Below are 24,230 nucleotides of genomic sequence, written 5' to 3'. Positions count from 1 at the left end.
TGCGCAGCCCCGGGCCGGTGGGCATGAGTGACGGGCCACTGATCGTCCAGAGTGACAAGACAGTCCTCCTGGAAGTCGACCACGAACTTGCCACGGAGGCCAGGCACGCCATTGCAGCGTTCGCCGAGCTGGAGCGGGCACCGGAACATGTTCATAGCTACCGGCTGACGCCACTGGGGTTGTGGAATGCACGGGCCGCCGGGCTGGACGCCGAACAGGTCCTTGATACCCTCCTGAAGTACTCGCGGTTCCCCGTCCCGCATGCCCTGTTGATCGACATAGCTGACACCATGTCCCGCTACGGACGTCTGCGCCTGGAGCAGGATCCGCAACACGGGCTGGTCCTTCGCACCACGGACTACCCGGTCCTCGAGGAAGTCTCCAGGGCCAAGAAGATCGCTCCGCTGCTGGGACCCCGGATCGACGGCGAGACGGTGGTGGTGCATTCATCGCAGCGTGGGCAGCTCAAACAGCTGCTGCTCAAGATTGGCTGGCCCGCGGAAGATCTGGCAGGGTACGTCGACGGGACGCCACACCCCATCATGCTCAATGAGACGGGCTGGAAACTGCGTCCATACCAGCAGCTGGCAGCAGACAACTTTCGGGCCGGCGGCAGCGGCGTCGTCGTGCTTCCCTGCGGTGCGGGGAAAACGCTGGTGGGTGCGGCCGCCATGGCTGCCAGCTCCACCACCACGCTGATCCTGGTTACCAATACTGTTTCTGCCCGGCAGTGGAAGGACGAACTGCTTAAGCGAACCTCGCTCACCGCAGAGGAGATCGGCGAATATTCAGGCTCCGTCAAGGAAGTCCGCCCCGTCACCATTGCCACCTACCAGGTCATCACCACGCGGCGCGGCGGAATCTATCCGCACCTGGAATTGGTGGATGGTAACGATTGGGGCCTGATTATCTACGACGAGGTCCACCTGCTGCCTGCACCCATATTCCGGATGACCGCCGATCTGCAGGCGCGCCGCAGGCTGGGGCTGACGGCAACACTTGTCAGGGAAGACGGCCGCGAAGGCGAGGTCTTCAGCCTGATTGGGCCCAAGCGCTATGACGCCCCGTGGAAAGATATCGAAGCGCAGGGCTACATTGCACCAGCTGACTGCGTAGAGGTAAGGGTGGAATTGCCCGGGGATGAACGCATGGCCTACGCCATGGCGGACGACGCCGACAAGTACCGGCTCTGCGCCACCTCCGACTCAAAGACCACCGTGGTTGAACAGCTCGTGGCACAGCACCGTGGCGAGCAATTGCTGGTAATTGGCCAGTACATCGATCAGCTCGACGAGATTGGTGAACGTCTCCAGGCCCCCGTGATCAAGGGTAATACCAGCGTCAAGGTACGCCAGCAGCTATTTGCAGCTTTTCGCGCCGGGGAGGTGCAGACGCTTGTTGTCTCCAAGGTTGCCAACTTCTCGATCGATCTACCGGAAGCCTCGGTAGCCATTCAGGTGTCCGGCTCGTTCGGCTCCCGCCAGGAGGAAGCACAGCGACTGGGCCGGCTCCTGCGTCCCAAAAAGGATGGCCGGGCGGCACGCTTCTACTCCTTGGTGGCCCGGGATACCCTGGACCAGGAATTTGCCGCGCGCCGCCAGCGCTTCCTTGCCGAACAGGGGTATGCGTACCGGATCCTTGATGCCGGTGACCTCCCAGCGGAACACGTGGAAGGCTGAGGTACCGCCGCTGCCCCAGCGGGCCGTCAGTAGGTGTCGGGCCCCGTGGGCAGGACGAGCTGCCCACGGGGTCCTGATCAGTAGACGCCCTGCGAGCCGTCCCTTTCGGTAGTTCCGGTCCGTGGGTCGTGCTGGGTCCGCTGGAACGCGAGCTCGCCGCCGCTCCGACCACCAAAGGGCCTGCCGTGATCGGCGAACTCCTCCCGGAAGTAGGCCAGGCACCACTGCCCCATCTGTAGCCGGGCACCCGTCCGCAGCACCGAATCGTCGGGGCCGCTGACACTGCCGGAAACTGTCCCATGCGGGACCAGCACGTATTCATCGGCCTCATTGTGGACGATCTCGGCATGGAATTGCTCCAGTCCAGCCAACTGGACGTCCATATCGTTGCCGCTGCCTATCCTGATGCTCTCCCGGTCCAGGGTGACCTCCCTGGGCACCTGGCCGTTCCAGGTGGCGGAGTCCTGCACAAAGATGAGCCTGGGGCGTCCACTGCCACGGGTGTGATGGGTAGTGGTGGTCCGTCGGACAATCTTCCGCTGGACAGTCGGCATCACGGGGAATGGAGTTGTTGGTGGCAACAGGGAGAACCCTCCCGACTGCTTCCTACCAAGCTTGACGAGCGGTGCCATGGCACCGAGCTTGCCCAGCCTGATGTGCGGCGATCGCGTAATGAGGCGCTGGGAAGCCGGTGCCTTGACGTCACCGAGGCTGATGATCCGGCCATCCGGACCCTCAATGCAGATGCTCAGGCCCTGCAGGGCCAAGACGCCAGCAAATGTCCTGACCTCCTCCAGGGAAGGCATCCCACCACCGTTAAAAGCACCCAGTCCATCGAGGGAAATCACTACCTCGGTGCCCGCCGCGACAGCGGTCCCCTGCGCCTGCGCGCCCTCCTCATCAGTGAACGAGAACTCCAGATCCATGTCCAGCCGGAATCTGCCCACAGCCATTCACCCCCGGTTCGTGTCGGAGCCTGCGGCATCCTTGTCAGTGGTGGTAACCCGGAGGCTGCCGTTGAGCTTCCAGGTGGCCCGCGGCGCGTCTGGTCCGATGTCCCGGGGGACCTCGACGCTCATGTCAACGAATTCATAGTTGATGGCTGCGCCCTTGCCCGTCAGGTAGGACCACATCTCTTCAGCGAGATCTGCCCAGTCGCGGATACTGCGGTCAGCTGTGGAGTCGCCTGCCGTGGTGTTCTCAGTCATGATTGTCAGTCCTCTTCAATGGGTGCTGTCTGAAACCTGTCTTGCTGCCATCACGCTCTGAGGAACGTGATGGCCCAACTGTAGACCCGGGTTCGACAAGGGGGAATAGGGATTTCGGCTAACGTTCTGCGCCCACAAAGGGTTCCCCGGCCCTGAAGGCCGCTAGAGAGGGTGCAGACTTGAGCAATGCGCAGAGACATCAAGCCCATCCGCCCACTCTCCGGCCAGGAATCTGTCTGGGACTACCCTCGGCCTCCTGCGGTTGACCACGTCACCGAGAGGGTTTGTATGGTCCTTGGCGGACGCACCATACTGGACACCACCGACGTCGTCCGGGTCCTCGAAACCAGCCACCCCCCTGTCTACTACGTGCTGCGATCCGATTTTGTCGCAGACACACTTGTTCCCGCTGACGGCAGCAGCTTCTGCGAGTTCAAGGGGGTCGCCGGGTACCTCAGCCTCCGCAGTGGGGAGGTTACGGCGGAATCTGCCGCATGGTTCTACCCGAACCCCACACCAGGGTATGAAATTCTTGCGGACCGAGTGGCCGTCTACCCTGGCCGGCTGGAACTGTGCGAGGTTGACGGAGAGCGCGTGAAGGCGCAGGCAGGCGGCTTCTACGGCGGGTGGATCACCGATCGGGTTGTGGGACCGTTCAAGGGAGAACCAGGAACACTCGGCTGGTAACAGGCGGTATCCCAAGGAACACACAACTAGCTTCCAGAGAACTCCCAGAAACTGGGAGCATCATGGACGTATGAAGAAAAATGGCCCCGAGGCACGGCTCCTGGTTGTCGACGACGAGCCCAACATCCGCGAACTGCTCTCCACCTCCCTGCGCTTTGCCGGCTTCGAAGTAGTCTCTGCCAGCAACGGACGTGAAGCGCTTGCAGCCGCTGAGGAACATGCGCCAGACCTCGCGGTCCTGGATGTCATGCTGCCTGACATGGATGGATTTACCGTCACGCGGAAGCTCCGCGCCGCCGGGAAGCATTTTCCTGTCCTGTTCCTGACCGCGAAGGATGACACCGAAGACAAAGTCACTGGCCTGACGGTGGGCGGCGACGACTACGTCACCAAACCCTTCAGCCTGGATGAGGTGGTGGCCCGTATCCGCGCCGTGCTGCGCCGGACCCAGCCACTCCTCGACGATGAGGCAATCATCCGTGTCGACGACCTTGAACTCGACGACGACGCCCACGAGGTCCGTCGCGGTGGCACTGTCATCGAGCTGTCCCCCACAGAGTTCAAACTCCTGCGCTACCTGATGCTCAATCCCAACCGTGTCCTGTCCAAGGCCCAGATCCTTGACCACGTGTGGGAATACGACTTCAACGGCGACGCCTCGATTGTGGAGTCCTACATTTCCTACCTCCGACGCAAGGTGGACATCGATCCGGATGCAGCGGCGCTGATCCAGACCAAGCGCGGGGTTGGCTACGTGCTGCGGACAGCGGAAAAACGCTGACCTTGGTTCAGAAATGGAAAGCTGCGTCCCTGATGTCGCAGCTGGTTGCGATCATTATTGTCCTGCTGACGGTTTCGTTGACCATCACGGGCGCAACCACCTTGACCCTGCTCCACAGCTACCTCGTGGAGCAGGTGGACGCAAAACTGAAGGCCGCAGTAACCACCGCAGAACGGCAGGGTAATTTCTCCCAGCTCCAAGCGGCCAATCCCATGGTGCCAACCGATTACTCCCTCGTACTTTTCAGGCCCGATGGAAGCACTGTCTCGCTTGCCGGCGACAAGGACATCAAGCCAGCCATAGATTCAATGTCCGTAGGGAAGGCCCTCGACCTTGAGCGGGTGCCCTTTATGGCAAATGGGACCAACGGGCAGAGCTGGCGTGTTGTTGCTGTTGACGTCTCCCTGGCAACAACCGACGGCACTCCTGATGCCGCCGTCGTGATCGGCCTTCCCCTGACGAACGTGGACGATGTTGTCCGCCATGCAGGGCTGGTTGTCTCACTTGTTGGGCTCGCTACGCTGCTATTGGCCATCATGGCTGCTACGTGGACGGTCCGGCGAGCGTTCCAGCCGCTGTCACGGGTTGAAAAAACAGCCGCCGCCATTGCCGCCGGGGACCTCTCCCGCCGTGTCGAAGGCGCCAATGGCCACACGGAGCTTGGCCGGCTGGCCGGTTCCCTTAACGCGATGCTCTCCCACATTGAGTCCGCCTTTGCTGCCCGTACTGCATCGGAAGATCGCATGCGCCGGTTCGCCGCCGATGCCTCCCATGAACTGCGGACCCCGCTGGTAACAATCCGCGGCTTCTCGGAGCTGTACCGCCACGGTGCGCTGTCCGAGGACGAGGACGTCGCCACTGCCATGGGACGGATCGAGAGCGAGGCCAAGCGCATGGGCTCCATGGTGGAAGACCTGCTCCTCCTGGCCCGTATCGACGAACAACTTCCACTCCAGAACAAGCCTGTTGACCTCCATCTCCTGGCCAACGACGCTGTTGTTGACACGCAGGCCACCGCGCGGGGCAGAAAGGTTACGCTCGTGGGTCTCCAGGGCGCCCTGAAACCAGGCCCTGCGCCAGTCCTTGGAGACGAGGCGAAACTTCGCCAGGTAGTGGGAAACCTGGTGGGCAACGCCCTGCGCTACACGCCTGACGGCTCCCCCATTGAACTGGCGGTGGGCACGGGAACCAACGCCGGTGGCGAACGAACCTCCATTATTGAGGTCCGGGACCACGGCCCCGGGATTTCAGGGGAAGATTCGCGCAAGGTCTTCGAACGTTTCTACAGAGCGGATACCTCACGTACCCGGGAAACCGGTGGCAGCGGCCTGGGACTGGCCATTGTGGCAGCGATTGTGGGCTCGCACGGCGGCACAGTCAAGGTCCAAGACACTGCCGGCGGTGGAGCCACGCTCTCAGTGACGATTCCGTGGCAAGCTGACGAGGCGCTGCACGATTCGGTTGACCCGGGTGGGGATTCTCCTGACCCCACCGAAGTTATCCACATAGGGTAGCGCCTGGTGGGCATTCTCCGCCTGACACTCTTAGTCTCGATTCACCGCCCGGTCCAAGGGCGGTCTCTTCCGACCACCGAGCACCCAGGAGCCCACCGTGAGCATCATTTCCGTCGATACAGAACTGCTAGACATCAAGTCCGCCCATGTTCGCGCAACCGTGGACCGGATCAGCAGCGATGTCCACACCATGAAGCTGGGACTCGATGAACTTCAGGGATCCTGGCGCGGGTCAGCGGCCACCAACTTCCAGGCACTCGTGGCGGAGTGGGCCCTTACCCAGAGCCGGGTGGAGGCTTCGCTGGCCTCCATCACCCTGGCACTGTCATCGGCTGCAGCAAGCTACGCCGAGACCGAGCGGGGAAACACGCAGCGGTTCAGCTGATACCAGGCCTCATCACGGCTCAGCCGTTCCCTGATGGAACCTGAGCCGCCATGCCGCACCATCGAGGACCCACAGCGAACTTCGCAGCACAGTCCCCTCTCGCGTGTGACTTCGGTAGGTCAGGAGCACCGACCCTGATGACACCCGGTCTGCAGCAATTAGCTCCAGGTCAACCCGTTCCTGTCCATCTTCCGCCAACGAGGTCATGGTGGCGTCGCGGGTCCACAAGCGGCCGGATTGGCCAATCTCGATAAAATCCGGGTGCAGGAGCTGCCCAGTCCGGCCTAGGTCCGCGCGGACGGCTGGCTCCAGGAGTTCCCTCTCCAAGGCCTCCACAGTGCTTTCCGCACTCACGGCAGACGGCATGATACCCGGTGCCGCCGCAAACGGATCCTCTTCAAGTTCGCTGAACAGATCCGGTGCCTCATGAAGGGCCGCCGCACTAGTTTTGTCAGCGCGGGGTGTAGGGGCACCTGCGGGAACTCCTGCAGTGTGCTCGCTGGCGCTGGCATAGGCTGCTTCCTCCAAGGACACTCCGCGGGCCTCTGCTGCTCCGCCGAAGCCTGGCCCGGAGCGCGGGGCAACACCTTGCTGAAAGGCCGTCGCCGCAGCCCGGGCGCGCTCGTCGGCAGCTTCGTTAAGCGGATGGCCAGCGTGACCCTTGACCCACTCGAAAGTGTACTTTCGGCCCTTCAGCTCACGGTCAATGTCCTGGAGAAGTTCCACGTTCAAGACAGGCTTTCCATCAGATTTGCGCCAACCCTTACGTTTCCAGCCCGGCATCCACTTGGTGACGGAGTTGATCACATACTGGCTGTCACAGAGAATCCGCAGTTCCTCTTCCGGGACGTGGGATGTGGAGCGGAACAGGTCAAGAACGGCCATGAGCTCGCCCTGGTTATTTGTTCCATGTGGCCATCCACCGGCATGCCATTGCTGATCGTCGATGTACCAGGCCCAGCCTGATGGGCCGGGATTTCCGAGGGCCGAACCGTCGGCAGCTGCTGTTATCGTCACGGCATCCATCCTGCCAGAGACCCCAGACATCGATCCCATCAGGTCCTGGCAGGGAGTCAGAACGACAATTGTCCGGACAGGCCTTGACTCGACGCTCCTGGCAGGAAAGAATCTTTTCACCTTCAAGAAAACGTTTTCTCAGGGTGCCGCAACGACGCGGAAAACGGTGGACGGCCTGGTGGCGCCTTGCCCCAGTTTGTCACCGTAGGTAAAGAGAGGTCCTGATCCAATGAAAATACATCACGCAACTGCCGTACGCCTGCGATGTGGTGCTTTGGCTGTCGCCGTCTCCCTTCTGGCTACCGGATGCGGTGCCTCATCAGGTGAACAGGCTGCAGACGGAGATGTCACGATTCGTTTCGCATGGTGGGGCAACGACTACCTCAACGCGCAGACAGAGAAGGTCATTGCCGCCTTTGAGGAGGAGAATCCCGGAATTGCTATCAAGGCCGAACCCGGTGATTGGGGTGGTTACTGGGACAAGCTGGCGACCCAGACGGCCGCCAATGACGCTCCGGATGTCATCCAGATGGACCAGAAATATATCGCAGAATACGGTGGCCGCGGTGCCCTGATGGACCTCTCGGCGCAGGGCGGAATCGACCTGTCCAAGCAGACGCCGGAGTCATTGGCCTCGGGCCAGTATGACGATGCACAATATGGCGTCAGTACAGGGCAGAACGCCTACGTCATCATGGCCAACACCAAAGTCTTCGAAGATGCAGGCGTGCCGTTGCCCGACGACAAGGCCTGGACCTGGGCCGACTTCAAGGAGACAGCTGCCAAAATCTCAAGCTCCGCTGGTGATGGTACCTACGGTGCCGCCTACGGCAGCAACGAAGCCGACCTCATCATCTGGCTGCGTCAGCATGGGCATGATCTCTACACAGACAACGGAGAGCTCGGCTTTGACGAGGCTACCGCCGCATCTTTCTGGGAACGGCTGAAGGAACAGCGCGATACGAAGGCAAGCCCGTCCGCGTCAATCGCTACAGAGGACTCAGGCGCAGGCCTTGAGGAAAGCCTCTTCGGAACAAACAGGGTTGGGATGGCGTGGTGGTGGACCAATCAGCTGGGTTCGCTGGAAACCACTACCGGAAGCTCCCTCACAATGCTCCGCGCGCCCAGCCTCGACGGTCAGGCAACCGATAACGGCATGTACTTCAAACCGACGATGTTCTGGAGCGCATCCTCGCGATCCAAGCACCCGGAAGAAGCTGCCACGTTTATCAACTACCTTTCCAACAGTCCCGCTGCCGGGGCCATCCTGATGACTGACCGTGGTGTGCCGAGCAACCCGGAAATCGTAGAGGCCATCACCCCGAAACTTCAGCCTGCCGACACCACAGTGGTAAGTTTCCTTGCGGACATTACGCCAGATATGGCCGACGCCCCTCCGGTTCCGCCGGTGGGAGCGGGCAGTGTCCAGAACGTCATCAAACGGTTCACCGATGAGGTTCTCTATGACCGGCTGACGCCCCAGGCAGCCGCCCAGGCCTTCATGAAGGAAGTTGACTCAATGGTGGCGACGGCACGCTAGCTCCAAATGTTCCCGGAGTGCACGTGAGGCATGGAGGGAACCACTGGGTACTGAAGAAGGCCCCTTCTTTCGAAGGGGCCTTCTTCAGTACCAGTACATAGTTACCGAGAGGAAACCTGGAGGCTAGAAGCCACCCATTCCACCCATGCCACCCATGTCGTCGCCGCCACCCATGGCCGGAGCGTTCTTCTCCGGCTTGTCGGCCACGACGGCCTCGGTGGTCAGGAACAGGCCAGCAATCGATGCGGCGTTCTGCAGTGCAGAGCGTGTCACCTTGACCGGATCGTTGATGCCCGCAGCCAGGAGGTCGACGTACTCGCCCGTGGCAGCGTTGAGGCCGTGGCCGTCGGGGAGGCCGCGGACCTTGTCCACCACAACGCCCGGCTCAAGGCCAGCGTTGAAAGCGATCTGCTTCAAGGGTGCGTCGATGGCAACACGAACAATGTTCGCACCTGTTGCCTCATCACCCGTCAGGCTCAGCGTGGCAAATGCCTTTGCGCCTGCCTGGATCAGGGCGACGCCGCCGCCGGCGACAATTCCCTCTTCAACGGCTGCCTTGGCGTTGCGGACAGCGTCCTCAATGCGGTGCTTGCGCTCTTTGAGCTCAACCTCGGTTGCGGCTCCAGCCTTGATCACTGCAACACCGCCGGCCAGCTTGGCAAGGCGCTCCTGCAGCTTCTCCCTGTCGTAGTCCGAGTCAGAGTTTTCGATCTCCGAGCGGATCTGCGCGACACGGCCGGCGATCTGATCGGTGTCGCCGGCGCCTTCCACGATGGTGGTCTCGTCCTTGGTGACAACAACCTTGCGTGCCTTGCCGAGAAGTTCCAGCCCGGCGGTCTCAAGCTTGAGGCCCACTTCTTCGGAGATGACCTGGCCACCGGTGAGGATAGCAATGTCGGCAAGCTGAGCCTTACGGCGATCGCCAAAGCCGGGAGCCTTGACGGCAACGGACTTGAAGGTGCCGCGGATCTTGTTGACGATCAGGGTGGCAAGTGCCTCACCCTCGATGTCCTCAGCAATGATCAGGAGTGCCTTGTTGGACTGCATGACCTTTTCCAGGACAGCAACAAGTTCCTTGACGTTGGAGATCTTGGAGTTGACGATCAGGATGTACGGATCTTCAAGGACCGTTTCCTGACGCTCTGCATCAGTCACGAAGTACGCGGAGATGTAACCCTTATCGAAGCGCATGCCTTCGGTGAGTTCCAGCTCCAGGCCGAAGGTGTTCGACTCTTCAACGGTAATGACGCCTTCCTTGCCGACCTTATCCAGGGCCTCGGCAATCAGTGCGCCAATTTCGTTGTCGCCAGCTGAGATGGAGGCCGTGGCAGCAATCTGCTCTTTGGTCTCGATTTCCTTGGCAGACTTCAGGAGCTCAACAGTGACGGCGTCTACAGCCTTCTCGATGCCGCGCTTCAGGGACAGCGGGTCAGCACCGGCTGCGACGTTTCGCAGGCCTTCTTTGACCAGGGCCTGGGCCAGGACGGTCGCCGTGGTGGTGCCGTCGCCAGCGACGTCGTCAGTCTTCTTGGCAACTTCCTTGACCAGCTCTGCGCCGATCTTCTCGTAGGGATCGTCCAGCTCGATCTCCTTGGCGATGGAAACACCATCGTTGGTGATCGTGGGGGCGCCCCACTTCTTTTCGAGGACAACGTTGCGGCCACGCGGGCCCAGGGTGACCTTGACGGCGTCGGCGAGGATGTTCAGACCCCGCTCGAGACCGCGGCGTGCCTCTTCATCAAATGCAATGATCTTGGCCATAACGGCGGTAGTCCTTTCGGGACAGTCGTTAAGAATGAACCTTGGCGCTGGTGCCCGCGACGGACGACCCTCCGGCGTCGGCCTCTGTATGCCTTCGACGGATCAGATCTCACTCGCGCAAGGTAGTTCTTCGCCCCCGGAGCAGTGCCTGCGTGCGGCCGGAAATCCGGTCGACACTTGGCAGTCTGCACTCAGGAGTGCTAACTCAATAATTAGCACTCCCCCGGAGAGAGTGCAAGCAGCGCAGGCGTTCAGTGCGCGTCGGCGGGGCCGGTTCCGTTGCTGGCGAACAGTCCCTGGCGCCACAGTGCGCCACAGGTCAGTTGTAGCCGGGGCCCAGAAGAACGGCCACGGGGACCTGGAACTCTGCATTTTCCACCACGGTGGGGATATTCAGCAGAGTGGAAAGGGCCTCGGCGTTGACCCGCTGCTCGGGACCGGAGTAGAAGATTGCCGATCCCTGCTGGGGCACGCCAGTCCAATTGGCAACGGTGGCGAGCTGCCAACCATCATTTTGGACGACAGCGCCAATCTGGCCGGCCAACCCACCAATTCCGGCCGCGTTGTAGATGGCCACCGGCTGGGTTTTGTCCGCAGCCAACGGTTCCTCCGTGGGTTCTGCTTGAGCTGAGTCCGTTGGCTCAGGCTCCGTCGATGGCGACTGCTCACCCGATGGTGCCGTTGACGCTGTTGTTGACGGCTCCGCGGAGGGCTCCGCACCACCTGATTCGGACGGCAGGGCTCCAGGTGACACGGATGCCGCGGACGATGGTGGGGTGGCCGGCGCAAAACCAATCCTCGGCAGGATGAGAAATGCAATGAGTCCCACCACCAGGGCTGCCGCGCCCAGCGCCATAATCGGCCACAGCCTGGGCCTTACCGGTGCACCGATGGTCCGGTGAACGCCCTGTCGGTCAGCGCTTTCCGGGACCTGGTCAAATTCATCTTGGGCATATTTGGTCATGGTGCGGGCATCCCTGTTGATTGCTGCTGATGGTTCAGCGCGGCTGAGGTTAGGCGCCAGAACCCAGTCGGCGGGCCGTCCGGGCTCGCTGGCGCGACGTACGTAGTCTACGCAACCTCTTGACCAGCATTGGATCGTGGGCCAGGGCGTCCTCTGAATCGATCAGCGCGTTGAGGAACTGGTAGTAGTGCGTGGCCGACAGGTCAAAGAGCTCACGGATGGCCTGCTCCTTGGCTCCGGCGTATTTCCACCACTGCCGCTCCAAAGCGAGCATCCGCTGCTCCCGTTCCGAGAGAGGGGAATCTTTTAGGACAAAATCTGCAAGCAGGTCGTCTGCAAGGTTGTCCGTCGCTGGTGGGCCCGCCTGCGCCTGCGGCAGGTGTTCCTGCGCTGCTTCCGCCATGACCCGCTCCTGGATTGATTGAGGGTGGGCCCCCGCACGGCAGGCCCACACTCCATGGTACGGACGAATAACACTCGTGTCATTTAGGTCGGGACATTGACTGCAGTGCCCCGGGGACTGGGAGAATTGCCAGCGTGCCACATACTGAACCGCTTTTTGACATGGACCCGTCAACCCCAGGGGTCCCGCCGGCCTCGAAGGGTGGGCCTGGCAACGCTGGGCAGACCAGCAAGGATGCCACCAGTGCTGCTGACATGGCTGCCATGCCCCTCAGCGAGCTGGTGGCCCCGGACTGGGTTCCAGCACTCGAAGGAGTCGAGGCAGAGCTCCGCAGCGCCCTTCGGTTTGTGGCTGCAGAGAGCGCGGCTGGCCACACTGTCCTGCCCTCACCCCCGCTCCTGCTGCGGGCGTTCCGGGAACCCATGGACCGGGTCAAGGTATTGGTTATCGGCCAGGACCCCTACCCCACTCCCGGCCATGCGGTGGGACTTGCTTTTTCCGTGGCTCCCGATACCCGGCCCGTCCCCCGTAGCCTGGGAAATATCTACCGGGAGCTCGAGAGCGATCTTGGCTATCCACCGCGCTCCCATGGCGACCTCTCTGCGTGGTCAGGACAGGGTGTACTCCTGCTGAACACTGTCCTCAGCGTCCGCGCGGGGTCAGCCGCCTCCCACCGCCGTCGTGGGTGGGAAGCAGTAACAACAGCGGCCGTCAGGGCCCTGGTTGACCGACGGCGGCCCGACGGCGGACCAGCACCGCTGGTGGCGATCCTCTGGGGAAAGGACGCGGGCACGTTCGCCCCTACTCTCGGCGACGTTCCGCAGATTGCCAGCGCACACCCGAGCCCCCTTTCTGCATCGCGGGGATTCTTCGGCTCGCGTCCCTTCAGCCGCGCCAACGACCTCCTGGCCCAGCAGGGCGCAGAAGCTGTGACGTGGGAGATTCCCCAAAATACTTAGGCTAGGCTCGCCTCATGAGTTTCACGCCTGAACCCGCTCCGTCCACTCCCGCCGCAGCTGGCGCGGCTGAACCCACCAAGGCCACAAAATCCAGGCCCCTGACCAGCCTGCGCGTCCTCCGGAAAGAAGAGATCTCGGCCCACATGATCCGAATCGTGGCGGGCGGCGAAGGATTCAAGGATTTCGTTACCAATGACTACTCCGACAGATACGTGAAAATCGTCTTCCTGCTCCCCGGTGTCACGTACCCGGAGCCACTGGACATGGCCCGGATCAAGGACCTGCTTCCACGCGAACACTGGCCCGCCACCAGGACCTACACAGTCCGCTGGGTTGACCACGAGGCCCAGGAACTGGCCATAGATTTTGTTTACCACGGGGACGAGGGGCTGGCCGGTCCCTGGGCCGCCAGGGCGCAACCGGGCGACACCCTCACGTTCAGCGGCCCCGGTGGCGGCTACGCCCCGGCTCCGGATGCAGACTGGTATCTCTTTGCTGGCGACGAATCAGCGATTCCAGCCATTGCAGCGTCCCTCGCCGCTCTACCAGCCAACGCCCGCGGCTACGCCTTTATTGAGGTTGCTACCGGAGCTGATGTGTACCACGTGCAGGCACCTGCTGGAATGGCTGTGACATGGGTCTTCCGGGATGGGGTCGCAGCAGGCACCAGCGATGCTCTGGTATCAGCAGTCCAGGGTGCGAAGTGGCTCCCTGGCACAGTTGATGTATTTGCCCACGGAGAGCGCGGCTACATGAAGCGCCTCCGTGAGGTCTTCTTCACCGACCATGACCTGGAGCGCGGGCAGGTCTCCCTGTCCGGTTACTGGGCGCAGGGCCGGGTAGAGGACGTGTTCCAGGCGGAGAAACGACTTCCTGTCGGGAAGATTTAGTCCTGGCGCGGCCGAGACGTGGGGGCCGGTTGATCAGCGGCGGCGGGCCCTACGCCTTTCGTTGCTGGCCAGGCTCCTGGTGAGCGGCCGCGCCAGGGTATCGCCGAGGACGATCCCTGCAGCGGTTCCCAGCACGATCGCACCTGCAGAGATCAGTCCGCCGGCGCCCATGAGCACCTCGGATTCCTCGATGGTCAGGACGTACATGGACCGGAAAATGGTCAGTCCGGGAAGCAGGATCAGCGCAGCAGGTACAGCAACAACCAGCTGCGGGGCGCCCATGCGCAGCGCAACAACCCGCGCCAGAAGTCCGATCACCACCGCGGCAATAGCTGGGGAAAACCGGTCTCCAACCCCCAAGGAATTGGTCCCCAGCAGCACCAGGTAGCCCGCCACACCGATAGCGGCTGTGGGCAGGAGGAGCTTGACTGCGGTCTGTTCCGTCACCCCGATGGCAGCCACCGCAACGGCCACGAAGATCATCAGCACCCACAGCTGGTAGGCCGGTGGGAACGTCGCCGTCACATCGATGCCCTGCATGCCGAAGAGGTTTCCCAGCACGAGCGAGACAGCAATACCGGCAATGATGGCTCCGAACGTCAGCGCAGTGGACAGGAACCTCCCTGCAGCCGTCACGGGGAATCCGTTAATGGCGTCCTGGACTGAAGAGACAAGGCGCCCTGTGGGAAGCAATAGCAGGATCCCGCCCACCACCACAATTGCCGGCGCCGAGATCAGGCCAAAGGTACCCAGGATCAGCGCCAGTAGCGTCACGGCCGCGGAACAGGCCGCCGTGCTGAAGAAGTCCGGGACCCGCCATTTTCCCATTTGCCGCGCCAGGAGGCTCACACCAATATTGGCCCCGAAAGCGATCAGCGACGAAACCGGGCCGCCACCGAGGACACCCACAATGGCTGCGGCAAAAACGCCGAAGGCCATGGTGACCATCCAGCGGGGGAAGGGCTTGGGACTGGTGCTGGCTTCCTGAAGGCGCCGCACGGCCTCGTCGCGGCCTACGCCACCGGAGACGATATCCGTCACCAACTGGTGGACCGTGGCCAAGCCTGCGTAATTATTGGTCCAGGACCTGACGACGCGCAGCAGGGTGATGGGGGTCTGGTCCTTTGGCGCATAGTTGAGGCCGACGGACTGGTTCGTGATGTCCACCTCGATGTTGCGCAGGCCCATGGCGGCGGTCACGGCAATGATGCTGGTTTCCACTTCCAGTGCGCCGGCACCGTACCGGAACATGGTTTCGGCAAGGTCGAGGGCGAAGTCCAGCGTCTTGCGGGCCGATGTGTCGATCCCACCCACCTGGATCATCGGATTCGCATAGGGACTACCCGTAAGCCGGTCCACAATGCTCATGGGGGCGGTGGGAGGCGTGTCCCCCTGGACGATCCGACGCAGCATGCGCTTGGCTGCGACATCCTGGCGGAGCTGGTTTGCGGACATCGGCTGCGTTTTGGGCAGCCCGTCGGTGGTGGGCCGGCGTCGTCCCTCAGGTTGCTTGGTCATTCCGGCGTCCTCAAAAAATCTTTACGTGGCCGCAGTCTAGTAGAACTGCTGTCCGGTACGGCGTGTGTACAACTGTCGGGCGATGCGTTCACCTGCGCCGATCCAGGCCCGATACTTCAACGGACTCAGCACCTGGTCGTAACAGCCAACGAAGTCCGTCACGGTCTTGCTGAAACTCGTCTTGAACAACCCGAGTCCATGGAACGGATTACTGGTGTCTTTGAGCTGGTCGCTTGCCGGCGTTCCGCAGAAATCGTATTCGGTACAGCCCAGGTCCCGGACCTGGCCAATGGCAGTCCACTGCACCAGGTGAGAATCGCCATACTGGCCGCGTTTCTGCAGCGATCCACCGTCTTTGTACGTGCCCTTGCGGCCATAGTTGATGACAAAAGCACCCACCGACGGAACACCGTTCTCGTACACAAAAAGCAGCCGGCCCTGGCCGCGGGTGATGAAGTTGGTCCAGAACTGCCTGTAGTACTCGTAGTCACGGACGCGTACCTGGGACTTGGCTTCCACAGTGGTGGTCATCAGCGCATACATGGCCCTGAAATTTTCTTCGGTCGGCTCCACCGTGTGGACCTCAACACCCTCGCGGATAGCCCGCCGCACGGCGTTGCGGCCCCGGGAATGCAGGGCACGGAGCAGATAGTTTTCTTCCGGGGAAATGTCCAGGAGCGCCGTGGAGTCGTTGGGTTGCAGGTTGTGTGTCTTGACCAGGCCTGCACCTGACATCACCTCCCGGGCAGCGTCCGTGAGGACAATGTCCGGTTCAATCTTGATGGCAAAGACACCCAAGCGGGCACGCCGGACAAAGTCCTTGTTTGCTGCCACAATGCCCGGAACATCCGCGACAGATGCAACATCGGGGCCTTTGATGAGGTACCAGAGTTTGCCCAGGACCGGGAAGGACTTTTCCAGGACCAGGTTGTAGCTGGTGTAGTCAGCGGTCTCGTAGACCAGGTGCCGAGGCGTCCACCCATAGTGCGCCTTGACCGCCGCGAAAGCTTCGGACTGCAGCAGGTTCCCCCCGTTCGGATTCGCCGTCACCAGGGAATCCCAATGGGAGATCTCCTCCGCGGAGGCAAAGCGGGCGGTAAATTCACGCACGGGGACGTATCCAATCTGGGGTGGTGGGAGGGGCAGCCAATTCAGGCTTGCTACCTTAAGTCTAGACTGTCGGACCAAGCCGGGCCTGCCCGCGGGCAGCATCCGTGCCACGTGTCACACCGCGGGCGCAAGGGTCTTTCCCGCCTTGACTTGCACGGTCTCCTTGGGGAGCCTTAACTGCATGTCGGTCAGCCAAGAAACTTCGAAATCCACGTCTGAACACAGCGCCCACCGCAAGAGCACAGGACGGCAGGTTTTGGTTCTTGCTGCCCTCCTGGTGGCCTCGTTCGTCGTAGCCGGGCTGGGTGGGCTTGCCTCGACCAGCAACGTGGACGGCTGGTACAGCACGGCAAGCAAAGCTCCCTGGACGCCCCCCAACTGGGTCTTCGGGCCCGTATGGACGCTCCTGTATACCCTGATGGCGCTAGCGGCGTGGCTCGTATGGCGCAAGGGCGGCGCAGCGAGCAAAAGCTTCCTGAAGCTCTACTGGGTGCAGCTGGTCCTGAACCTGGCCTGGACACCCCTGTTTTTCGCCCTGTACCCCATGTTTGGCACCCCGGCGCTCTGGGTTGGCTTTGTGGACATCACAGCCCTCGCAGTAGTCCTGGTCTTCCTGATCCGGAAGGCCTTCCCCATCAGCAGGCTCGCCTTTGCCCTGCTGGTGCCCTATATCGCCTGGGTCGCCTACGCTGCCACGCTGAACCTCTGGGCGGCCATCAACAACTAGCGCAGCCCTGCGGGAGCAAGCTCAGCATTCCACCACGTTGACGGCCAGGCCGCCCATGGCCGTTTCCTTGTACTTAGAGCTCATGTCTTTGCCGGTTTCCCGCATGGTGATGATGACCTCGTCCAGGGATACGCGGTGCGAACCGTCCCCCCACAGCGCCATTTTGGCCGCGTTGATGGCCTTCGCAGCAGCAATGGCGTTGCGCTCGATGCAGGGCACCTGGACAAGCCCACCAATGGGATCACACGTCAGGCCCAGGTTATGTTCCATCGCGATTTCGGCGGCGTTCTCTACCTGGGCTGGGGTTCCGCCCATCACCTCTGCCAGGGCTGCGGCCGCCATGGACGATGCCGATCCGACTTCTCCCTGGCACCCTACCTCAGCACCGGAAATAGATGCCTGCTCCTTGTAGAGCACCCCAATTGCGCCGGCGGTAAGCAGGAACGTAACCACAACGTCCTCCCGGTCTTCCGCAGTTGCCTTGTCCATGCCCGGGGCAAAGTTCAACGCATAGTGGAGGACGGCTGGAATGATGCCGGCGGCACCGTTGGTGGGGGCTGTCACCACGCGACCCCCCGATGCATTCTCCTCATTGACGGCCAGCGCCACGAGATTCACCCATTCCTGCCAGTACATGGGGTCGCGGCCCTTGTCTTCCTTCATGAGCCGCTTGTGCCAATCGGGGGCACGACGGCGGACCTTCAGTCCGCCGGGCAGCAGGCCCTCGCGCTTCAGGCTGACCTGCACGCAGTCTTCCATCACCCGGTGGATCGCTAGCAGGCCGTCGCGAATCTCCTGCTCGGTCTGGGCTTCCTTTTCATTAACGAGCATCACGTCGGCGATAGACAGTCCTGAGGCAGTGCAGCGCTCCAGCAGTTCCGCTGCCGTGCGGAAGGGGAACGGCAGCTCCTTCTTGGACTCGTCAAGTTCTGCCAGTGCGGCATCCTCTTCGCCCTCGCGCACAATAAACCCGCCGCCCACTGAGAAGAACGTGGCCTCATGAAGGCAAGTTCCGGCGTCGTCCATGACCTCGAATTTCATGCCGTTGGTGTGCCGCGGAAGCACCGTGAGGGGGTGCAGGATCATGTCCTCAACACGGTAGGGCAGACTGACTTTTCCGGCGAGCTGCAGCGCCCCCGTGCCTGCGATGCCAGCAAGCCGTTCCTCAACCTCATCGGGCAGGATCAGTTCCGGGTGGTAGCCCTCAAGGCCCAGCAGGACCGCAGTCATGGTCCCATGGCCCCGACCGGTGGCTGCGAGGGACCCGTAGAGGTCAACTTTCAGGGCCGCAACGTCAGCAAGGACACCGGCCGCCGCCACCTCCTCGGCAAAAACGGCCGCTGCTCGCATGGGGCCGACAGTATGCGAACTGGAGGGTCCAATTCCGATGGAAAAAAGGTCAAAGACTCCAACAGCCATAGCCGGGGTTCCTTACTGCGTGGTGCGGTGGCCCGGCAGAGGGATGGTCCTGCCGGAACCAGGACCACAGCCTGTGGGCTGTGGTCCTGGGGAAAGACGTGGCTGCGGCTAGAGCTCGCCGCCGTTTTTGGAGGCGTAGTCCTGCGCGGAAAGCAGCGGCCCCTCCGACTCTGCTGCCACCTTGAAGAGCCACCCAGCACCGTAGGGGTCGCTGTTGATGAGGGCCGGGTCATCGACCACGGCAGGGTTGGTCTCGGTGACCTCGCCCGTCACGGGGGCGTAGATGTCCGAGACAGATTTGGTCGACTCGACTTCTCCACAGGTCTGACCTGCAGTTACTGTTGCGCCTACCTCGGGGAGGTCAACGTAGACAATATCCCCCAATGCCTCGGTAGCGACAGCGGAGATGCCCACGGAGACCAGGTTGCCGGCTTCCCGGGAAATCCATTCGTGTTCTTCGGAGTACTGCAGTTCGGGGGCAACTTTGGCCATGGTTCAGGTGTCCTTTGCGGGTGCGGGTGCGGGTGCGGGTGCGGGGAAGCGAAATTACTTTTGGCGTTTATAGAAGGGCAATGCCACAACTTCAAAGGGCTCAGCTTTGCCCCTGAGGTCAATATCGAGAGCAGAACCAGGCTCGGCGTGGGCTACATCCACGTAGGCAAGCGCCACAGGATAACCCAGTGTTGGCGAGGGTTGGCCGGAGGTGACCTCACCAATGGCAACGCCATCCTTGAGCACTGGGTAGTGCCCGCGGCCGGCGCGACGGCCCAGCCCCTTGAGGCCCACCAGGCGGCGACCAACGGACACCCCTGCCCCCTTCTCCTTTGCCGCAACCAGGGCCGCCTTGCCGACGAAGTCACCCTCCTTGGAAACTGCGACGACCGGGCCCAGTCCTGCAGCAAAAGGATCCCCCTGGCGGGAAAGTTCGTTGCCGTAGAGGGGCATTCCGGCTTCGAGGCGAAGCGAATCCCGGGATGCCAAGCCTGCGGGAGTGAGCTCGCCGGGCTCGGAAATGGCGATCAGGGCCTGCCATAGGGCTGCGGCGGCGTCATTGGCAACAAATATCTCAAAGCCGTCCTCGCCTGTGTAACCGGTCCGTGCCAGCAGAAGCTGCTGGCCGGCACCGGCGATCAGGACTTCTACCTCAACGGCAGCGTAGTACTTCAGATCCGTCAGCAGTGCGTGCTGGGAAGCGGGAACCAGCCGGAGCAGTATCTCCTGCGCTTTGGGGCCCTGGACGGCAATCAACGAGGTCTCGGCCGAAGCGTCAGTCACCACGACGTCAAAACCCCTGGCCCGCGTTGCAAGGGCTTCTGCCACCACCTGCGCATTGCCTGCGTTGGGCACCACCAGGAAGACATCAGTACCATCTGCGGCGACCGGCCGACGGTATGTGATGAGGTCGTCAATGATTCCGCCGTCTTCAGCGCAGATCAGGGAGTACTTGGCCTTGCCCACCGCCATGGCAGAGATCTTGCCCACGAGCGCATAGTCAAGGAACGCTGCGGCGTCGGCCCCAGTGACCCACACCTCACCCATGTGTGAGAGGTCAAAAAGGCCAGCGCTTGTGCGGACGGCGTGGTGCTCGGCCAGCTCTGAGCTGTATTTGAGGGGCATCTGCCAACCACCGAAGTCGGTAAAGGAGGCACCTAGCTGTGCATGCTCAGCGTGGAGCGCAGTGAATTTTTCAGTCATGGCGTAGTCCTTACTTGGCTGCTGCGAGGGTGGGTTCCAGGGGCGCTTCTGCTGTCCCCGAGGCTGCAGTCCCTGCGTCGGGCTCATCCTCAAGGAAGCTTTCCTCGAAGGCTTCAATCGGTGGGCAGGAGCAGACCAGGTTGCGGTCCCCGGCAGCACCGTCCACCCTGCCTACTGGAGCGAAATACTTGTCTTGCTTGAGTGAGGTCAGCGGGAACACGGCCTGCTCACGGGTGTAGGCCCGGTCCCAGTGGGTGCTGATGGCCGCTGCTGCGGTATGCGGGGCGTTGCGCAGTGGGCTGTCCTCGACGGCAAAATCGCCGTCGGCCACCTGGTCAATCTCGCCGCGGATGGCGATCATCGCGTTGATGAACCTGTCCATCTCTGCAAGGTCCTCGGATTCGGTGGGCTCCACCATGAGCGTTCCGGAGACGGGGAATGCAAGAGTGGGCGCGTGGAAGCCGAAGTCGATCAGGCGCTTGGCCACGTCTTCGGCGGTGACGCCCGTCTTGGTGGTGAGTTCACGCAGGTCCAGAATGCACTCGTGGGCCACCAGGCCGCCGTCGCCTGTGTAAAGCACCGGGAAGTAGTCATTCAGGCGGGCAGCAATGTAGTTTGCTGCCAGCAGTGCGGACTTGGTGGCATCAGTCAGGCCAGCCCCACCCATGAGCTTCACGTAGGCCCAGGAGATAGGCAGGACGCCTGCGGAACCAAAGCGTGAGCCGGAGATGGGCGTGCCGCCTGCGCCGTTCGAAGGGTCCGCGGCATTGCCGGGCATGAACGGCGCAAGGTGCGCCTTGGCGGCAACGGGGCCCACACCGGGCCCGCCGCCACCGTGCGGGATGCAGAACGTCTTGTGCAGGTTCAGGTGCGAAACATCGCCGCCGAATTTGCCGGGCTGGGCCAGGCCCACCAAAGCGTTGAGGTTGGCCCCATCGATGTAGACCTGCCCGCCGGCGTCGTGGATCGCATCACAGACGTCGCTGACGTCAGCGTCGAACACGCCGTGCGTTGAGGGGTAGGTGATCATGATGGCGGACAGGGTCTCGTGGTGCAGAGCGATCTTGGCCGCGAGGTCAGCATGGTCGATGGTGCCGTTGGCCGCCGTGGCAACCACCACTACCTTCATCCCGGCCAGGACTGCAGAGGCTGCGTTGGTGCCGTGGGCGGAGGCAGGAATCAGGCACACAGTGCGCTGGTCGTCACCGCGGGACAGGTGGTAGCCCCGGATGGCAAGCAGTCCGGCAAGCTCGCCCTGCGATCCGGCGTTGGGCTGGATCGAGACCTGGTCGTAGCCGGTGATTTCCGTAAGCTGCTTTTCCAGGTCCGAAATCAGTTCACGCCAGCCCACCGTCTGGGAATCTGGTGCGAACGGGTGAATGGAGGCAAACTCCGGCCAGGAAATGGCTTCCATTTCCGCTGTGGCATTCAGCTTCATGGTGCAGGAACCCAGCGGAATCATGGTGCGGTCCAAGGCCAGGTCCCGGTCCGAGAGCCGGCGGATGTACCGCAGCAACTGCGTCTCAGAGCGATGCGTACTGAACACCGGGTGCGTCAGGAAGTCGGAGGATCGTTCGACGGCGGGAATCAGGGCGACGTCGGATGCCGCTTCTTTCGCTGTGGCTCCAAAGACGCCCAGGACCGTACTGAGGATCTCCGGCGTCGTGGTTTCATCAGTGGAGATACCGACAGTGTCAGCATCAATGCTGCGCAGGTTGATACCTGCTTTCTCGGCGGCTTCGACAATCGCAGCAGCCTGGCCCGGCACCCCTACCGTGAGCGTGTCGAAGAAACTGGTGTGCTGCACCGCAAAGCCTGCTGCGGTCAGTGAGGACGCGAGGATGCGTGCATGCTGGTGGACCTGGCGCGCAATCGCCTTCAGGCCCTGTGGGCCGTGGTAGACGGCATACATGGAAGCAACAATCGCCAGCAGCGCCTGTGCGGTGCAGATGTTGGACGTGGCCTTTTCCCGGCGGATGTGCTGCTCTCGGGTCTGGAGCGCCAGACGGTACGCAGGGGTTCCGGCGGAGTCCTTGGAGACACCGACCAGGCGTCCCGGCATGGAGCGCTCCAGGCCTTTCTGCACGGCCATGTAGGCAGCGTGTGGTCCACCGTAAAAAAGCGGAACCCCGAACCGCTGGGCAGATCCCACCGCTATGTCAGCGCCCTGCTCGCCTGGCGGGGTGATCAGTGTCAGCGCCAGCAGGTCCGCAGCGACGGTGACCAGCGCACCACGGTCCTTGGCCTCGGCAATTACGGCTGAGTGATCAAACACCCGGCCGGAAACGCCAGGCTGCTGCAGCACAACACCGTTGATAACGCCGTCGGGCAGCCCCTGGGTGAGATCCGCAACCTCAACCTCAAAGCCGAGAGCCTCGGCACGTCCCTTGACGATATTGATGGTCTGCGGCAGGCAGTCTGCGTCCATGACGGTCTTGCCGTCCTTGGCAGCCTTGTTCTTGTTGGCCCGGCGCATCATGAGTACCGCTTCTGCCACAGCCGAGGCTTCGTCCAGCAGGGAGGCATTGGCGATGGGCAGGCCCACCAGGTCCTGCACCATGGTTTGGAAGTTCAGCAGCGCCTCGAGGCGCCCCTGGGAAATTTCCGGCTGGTAGGGCGTGTAAGCGGTATACCAAGCAGGCCCCTCCAGGATGTTGCGGCGGATCACCGGTGGCGTCACGGTGTCGTAGTAGCCCTGGCCAATCATCTGCACGGCTGTTTTGTTCTTGCCGGCAAGTGCGCGCAGCTCTGCCAGCGTCTGCACCTCGCTCAGCGCGGAGGAGAGCTCCAGCGGCGTATCCTGTCGGATCACCTGCGGCACAGCCCTGTCCACCAGGGCGTCGAGGGAGTCGCAGCCCACGGCGTTGAGCATGGTTTGGACGTCAGAGTGCGTGCGCGCGCCAATATGCCTGTCAACAAATGCTGTGGCGGTGGAAGGTATTGTCACGAGAGAACTCCATCACTTGGGCAGCGCCGGGTACGCCACATCGGTTTGGTTCCTCCCCATTCTGTATTGGACCTGAGAGTTTCCGCGCCACATGTACTGTGATCGCTTGCACCGTCGGTGAGCACAGCACCTGAGTTTCCAAGAAGAAACCACTAACCGGTGCCTGCTGCTTTCCAGAGGCGCCTCGCCGCGGCGGTACATGGGCCTGAGAGATTCCTGGGGAGGATTTGCTCCTACGGCGCCTACTGTACTGCTGGCAGGACTCTCCCGCCGCAGATCAAGGGCATATTCAATTGAGGGGGTCACGAACCGGAACAATGACTTGCTCCGCGGGCAAGGGCGGGTGAGCGCCCTCACAGTCTCCCATTGTCCTATGCCCGGGCCCGGCTCGCAAACCTGGGCTTCATCCTGCCCGCTCCAACCGGCGGCAGGGCCGGGAATCTCACATCCGCAGCTTGCGCACCGCAAGCACCAGGTTTTCCACATCTGCGCGCCGCTGGGCGCTGACACTTTCCGTTCCGCTTTCCCACATGGCATTGAAGTACAGGCCATCGCCCATGTAGAGAACGGCCCGGGCGACGTCGGGGCCGACGTCGGCGGCCAGCAGATCCAGCCACTGACCCTGGATGCCAGCGAACCGGCGTCGTGCCTCCTCATGTGCCACCTCTGCCAGCCGGGTAGCCGCAACAAACGCCCTGTCCATGGGAGTTCCAGAGAAGAGCGACGTCCGGATGAAATACTCGGCAGCGCCCTGCGGAGCGTTTGCCATCAGGGCCAGATCCGCCACGGCAAGCTCATCGAGGCGCTCCAGAACGGCACCTATCAGCGCTTCCTTGTTGGGGAAGTGATACAGCAGTCCGCCCTTGGACACCCCTGCCAGCCTGGCCACGGCGTCGAGAGTGGCTGCGCGCTCCCCCACATCAATCAGCAGTGTTTCAAAAGCGTCCAGGACGGCAGCGCGGGCAACAGGTTTTCTGGACATGCCCTCCATCATGCCCGGTCTGGAGGTCCATTTGCCAAACTGTA

At 62.2% G+C, this 24,230-nt stretch carries 22 protein-coding genes and 1 riboswitch; of the genes, 9 read left to right on the top strand and 13 right to left on the bottom strand.

Annotated elements, in window-relative coordinates; genetic code table 11:
* Window positions 1-23 precede the first annotated feature (23 nt).
* Window positions 24-1,679: a DNA repair helicase XPB gene (locus tag QMG79_RS02310; RefSeq protein WP_283536952.1), complete on the top strand. Its 1,656-nt coding sequence runs from the start codon at window positions 24-26 to the stop codon at window positions 1,677-1,679.
* 77 nt (window positions 1,680-1,756) lie between these two features.
* On the opposite strand, the gene QMG79_RS02305 is transcribed toward QMG79_RS02310, so the two are convergent.
* On the bottom strand, window positions 1,757-2,632 hold the full coding sequence (locus QMG79_RS02305) for an FHA domain-containing protein (RefSeq protein WP_349357241.1): 876 nt from the start codon (window positions 2,630-2,632) through the stop codon (window positions 1,757-1,759).
* Window positions 2,633-2,887, bottom strand: coding sequence for a hypothetical protein (locus tag QMG79_RS02300; protein WP_283536951.1), 255 nt, complete (start codon window positions 2,885-2,887; stop codon window positions 2,633-2,635).
* Between the two features lie 186 nt (window positions 2,888-3,073).
* Between QMG79_RS02300 and QMG79_RS02295 the strand changes: the two genes are divergently transcribed.
* The 4 genes from QMG79_RS02295 to QMG79_RS02280 all read left to right on the top strand — a co-directional run bounded on the left by QMG79_RS02295 (window position 3,074) and on the right by QMG79_RS02280 (window position 6,254).
* Window positions 3,074-3,574, top strand: coding sequence for a DUF427 domain-containing protein (locus tag QMG79_RS02295; RefSeq protein ID WP_283536950.1), 501 nt, complete (start codon window positions 3,074-3,076; stop codon window positions 3,572-3,574).
* Between the two features lie 70 nt (window positions 3,575-3,644).
* On the top strand, window positions 3,645-4,355 hold the full coding sequence (locus QMG79_RS02290) for a response regulator transcription factor (RefSeq protein ID WP_283536949.1): 711 nt from the start codon (window positions 3,645-3,647) through the stop codon (window positions 4,353-4,355).
* A gap of 32 nt (window positions 4,356-4,387) precedes the next feature.
* The gene (locus tag QMG79_RS02285; RefSeq protein WP_283536948.1) at window positions 4,388-5,869 is read left to right on the top strand and encodes a sensor histidine kinase; all 1,482 of its coding nucleotides are present in this window, start codon (window positions 4,388-4,390) and stop codon (window positions 5,867-5,869) included.
* A gap of 97 nt (window positions 5,870-5,966) precedes the next feature.
* Window positions 5,967-6,254 carry a WXG100 family type VII secretion target gene (locus QMG79_RS02280; RefSeq protein ID WP_283536947.1) on the top strand — a complete coding sequence of 96 codons (288 nt, stop codon included), beginning with the start codon at window positions 5,967-5,969 and terminating at the stop codon, window positions 6,252-6,254.
* Between the two features lie 12 nt (window positions 6,255-6,266).
* On the opposite strand, the gene QMG79_RS02275 is transcribed toward QMG79_RS02280, so the two are convergent.
* Window positions 6,267-7,271, bottom strand: coding sequence for a ribonuclease HI family protein (locus QMG79_RS02275; RefSeq protein ID WP_283536946.1), 1,005 nt, complete (start codon window positions 7,269-7,271; stop codon window positions 6,267-6,269).
* Between the two features lie 229 nt (window positions 7,272-7,500).
* On the opposite strand from QMG79_RS02275, the gene QMG79_RS02270 reads away from it, so the two are divergent.
* Window positions 7,501-8,811, top strand: a complete 1,311-nt coding sequence (locus tag QMG79_RS02270; RefSeq protein WP_283536945.1) for an ABC transporter substrate-binding protein — start codon at window positions 7,501-7,503, stop codon at window positions 8,809-8,811.
* Between the two features lie 123 nt (window positions 8,812-8,934).
* Here QMG79_RS02270 and groL read toward each other — a convergent pair whose 3' ends face one another.
* From groL to QMG79_RS02255, 3 genes are all read right to left on the bottom strand, one after another.
* A complete protein-coding gene (gene groL, locus QMG79_RS02265; protein WP_283536944.1) occupies window positions 8,935-10,572 on the bottom strand; it encodes a chaperonin GroEL in 1,638 nt (545 codons plus the stop codon).
* Window positions 10,573-10,891: 319 nt separating this feature from the next.
* Window positions 10,892-11,536 (bottom strand): LytR C-terminal domain-containing protein, encoded by a 645-nt coding sequence (locus QMG79_RS02260; protein ID WP_283536943.1) that lies wholly within the window; start codon window positions 11,534-11,536, stop codon window positions 10,892-10,894.
* A 49-nt stretch (window positions 11,537-11,585) separates the two neighbouring features.
* A complete protein-coding gene (locus tag QMG79_RS02255; protein WP_283536942.1) occupies window positions 11,586-11,939 on the bottom strand; it encodes a DUF3263 domain-containing protein in 354 nt (117 codons plus the stop codon).
* A 254-nt stretch (window positions 11,940-12,193) separates the two neighbouring features.
* On the opposite strand from QMG79_RS02255, the gene QMG79_RS02250 reads away from it, so the two are divergent.
* Complete coding sequence (locus QMG79_RS02250; RefSeq protein WP_283537335.1) at window positions 12,194-12,898, top strand: uracil-DNA glycosylase; 705 nt, start codon at window positions 12,194-12,196, stop codon at window positions 12,896-12,898.
* Between the two features lie 14 nt (window positions 12,899-12,912).
* A complete protein-coding gene (locus tag QMG79_RS02245; RefSeq protein ID WP_283536941.1) occupies window positions 12,913-13,788 on the top strand; it encodes a siderophore-interacting protein in 876 nt (291 codons plus the stop codon).
* Window positions 13,789-13,821: 33 nt separating this feature from the next.
* Here QMG79_RS02245 and QMG79_RS02240 read toward each other — a convergent pair whose 3' ends face one another.
* Both QMG79_RS02240 and QMG79_RS02235 read right to left on the bottom strand, forming a co-directional pair.
* Entirely contained in the window at window positions 13,822-15,306 is a 1,485-nt protein-coding gene (locus tag QMG79_RS02240) for a threonine/serine exporter family protein (protein ID WP_283536940.1), read from the bottom strand.
* Between the two features lie 36 nt (window positions 15,307-15,342).
* Window positions 15,343-16,416, bottom strand: coding sequence for a lipid II:glycine glycyltransferase FemX (locus QMG79_RS02235; RefSeq protein WP_283536939.1), 1,074 nt, complete (start codon window positions 16,414-16,416; stop codon window positions 15,343-15,345).
* 181 nt (window positions 16,417-16,597) lie between these two features.
* Between QMG79_RS02235 and QMG79_RS02230 the strand changes: the two genes are divergently transcribed.
* On the top strand, window positions 16,598-17,143 hold the full coding sequence (locus QMG79_RS02230; protein ID WP_283536938.1) for a TspO/MBR family protein: 546 nt from the start codon (window positions 16,598-16,600) through the stop codon (window positions 17,141-17,143).
* Window positions 17,144-17,164: 21 nt separating this feature from the next.
* On the opposite strand, the gene QMG79_RS02225 is transcribed toward QMG79_RS02230, so the two are convergent.
* The 5 genes from QMG79_RS02225 to QMG79_RS02205 all read right to left on the bottom strand — a co-directional run bounded on the left by QMG79_RS02225 (window position 17,165) and on the right by QMG79_RS02205 (window position 24,186).
* Window positions 17,165-18,562: an L-serine ammonia-lyase gene (locus QMG79_RS02225; protein WP_283536937.1), complete on the bottom strand. Its 1,398-nt coding sequence runs from the start codon at window positions 18,560-18,562 to the stop codon at window positions 17,165-17,167.
* Window positions 18,563-18,670: 108 nt separating this feature from the next.
* The gene (gene gcvH, locus QMG79_RS02220) at window positions 18,671-19,054 is read right to left on the bottom strand and encodes a glycine cleavage system protein GcvH (RefSeq protein ID WP_283536936.1); all 384 of its coding nucleotides are present in this window, start codon (window positions 19,052-19,054) and stop codon (window positions 18,671-18,673) included.
* Between the two features lie 54 nt (window positions 19,055-19,108).
* The gene (gene gcvT, locus QMG79_RS02215; protein WP_283536935.1) at window positions 19,109-20,257 is read right to left on the bottom strand and encodes a glycine cleavage system aminomethyltransferase GcvT; all 1,149 of its coding nucleotides are present in this window, start codon (window positions 20,255-20,257) and stop codon (window positions 19,109-19,111) included.
* Between the two features lie 10 nt (window positions 20,258-20,267).
* Entirely contained in the window at window positions 20,268-23,129 is a 2,862-nt protein-coding gene (gcvP, locus tag QMG79_RS02210; RefSeq protein ID WP_502934691.1) for an aminomethyl-transferring glycine dehydrogenase, read from the bottom strand.
* A 258-nt stretch (window positions 23,130-23,387) separates the two neighbouring features.
* A riboswitch (glycine riboswitch) is annotated at window positions 23,388-23,484 on the bottom strand.
* Window positions 23,485-23,646: 162 nt separating this feature from the next.
* Window positions 23,647-24,186, bottom strand: a complete 540-nt coding sequence (locus QMG79_RS02205) for a TetR/AcrR family transcriptional regulator (RefSeq protein WP_283536933.1) — start codon at window positions 24,184-24,186, stop codon at window positions 23,647-23,649.
* Window positions 24,187-24,230 lie beyond the last annotated feature (44 nt).

Source organism: Pseudarthrobacter sp. PS3-L1 (assembly GCF_030063285.1).
GTDB lineage: Bacteria > Actinomycetota > Actinomycetes > Actinomycetales > Micrococcaceae > Arthrobacter.
Note: the sequence above shows the minus strand (reverse complement) of the source record. Positions and strands in the feature narration are given on the sequence as shown.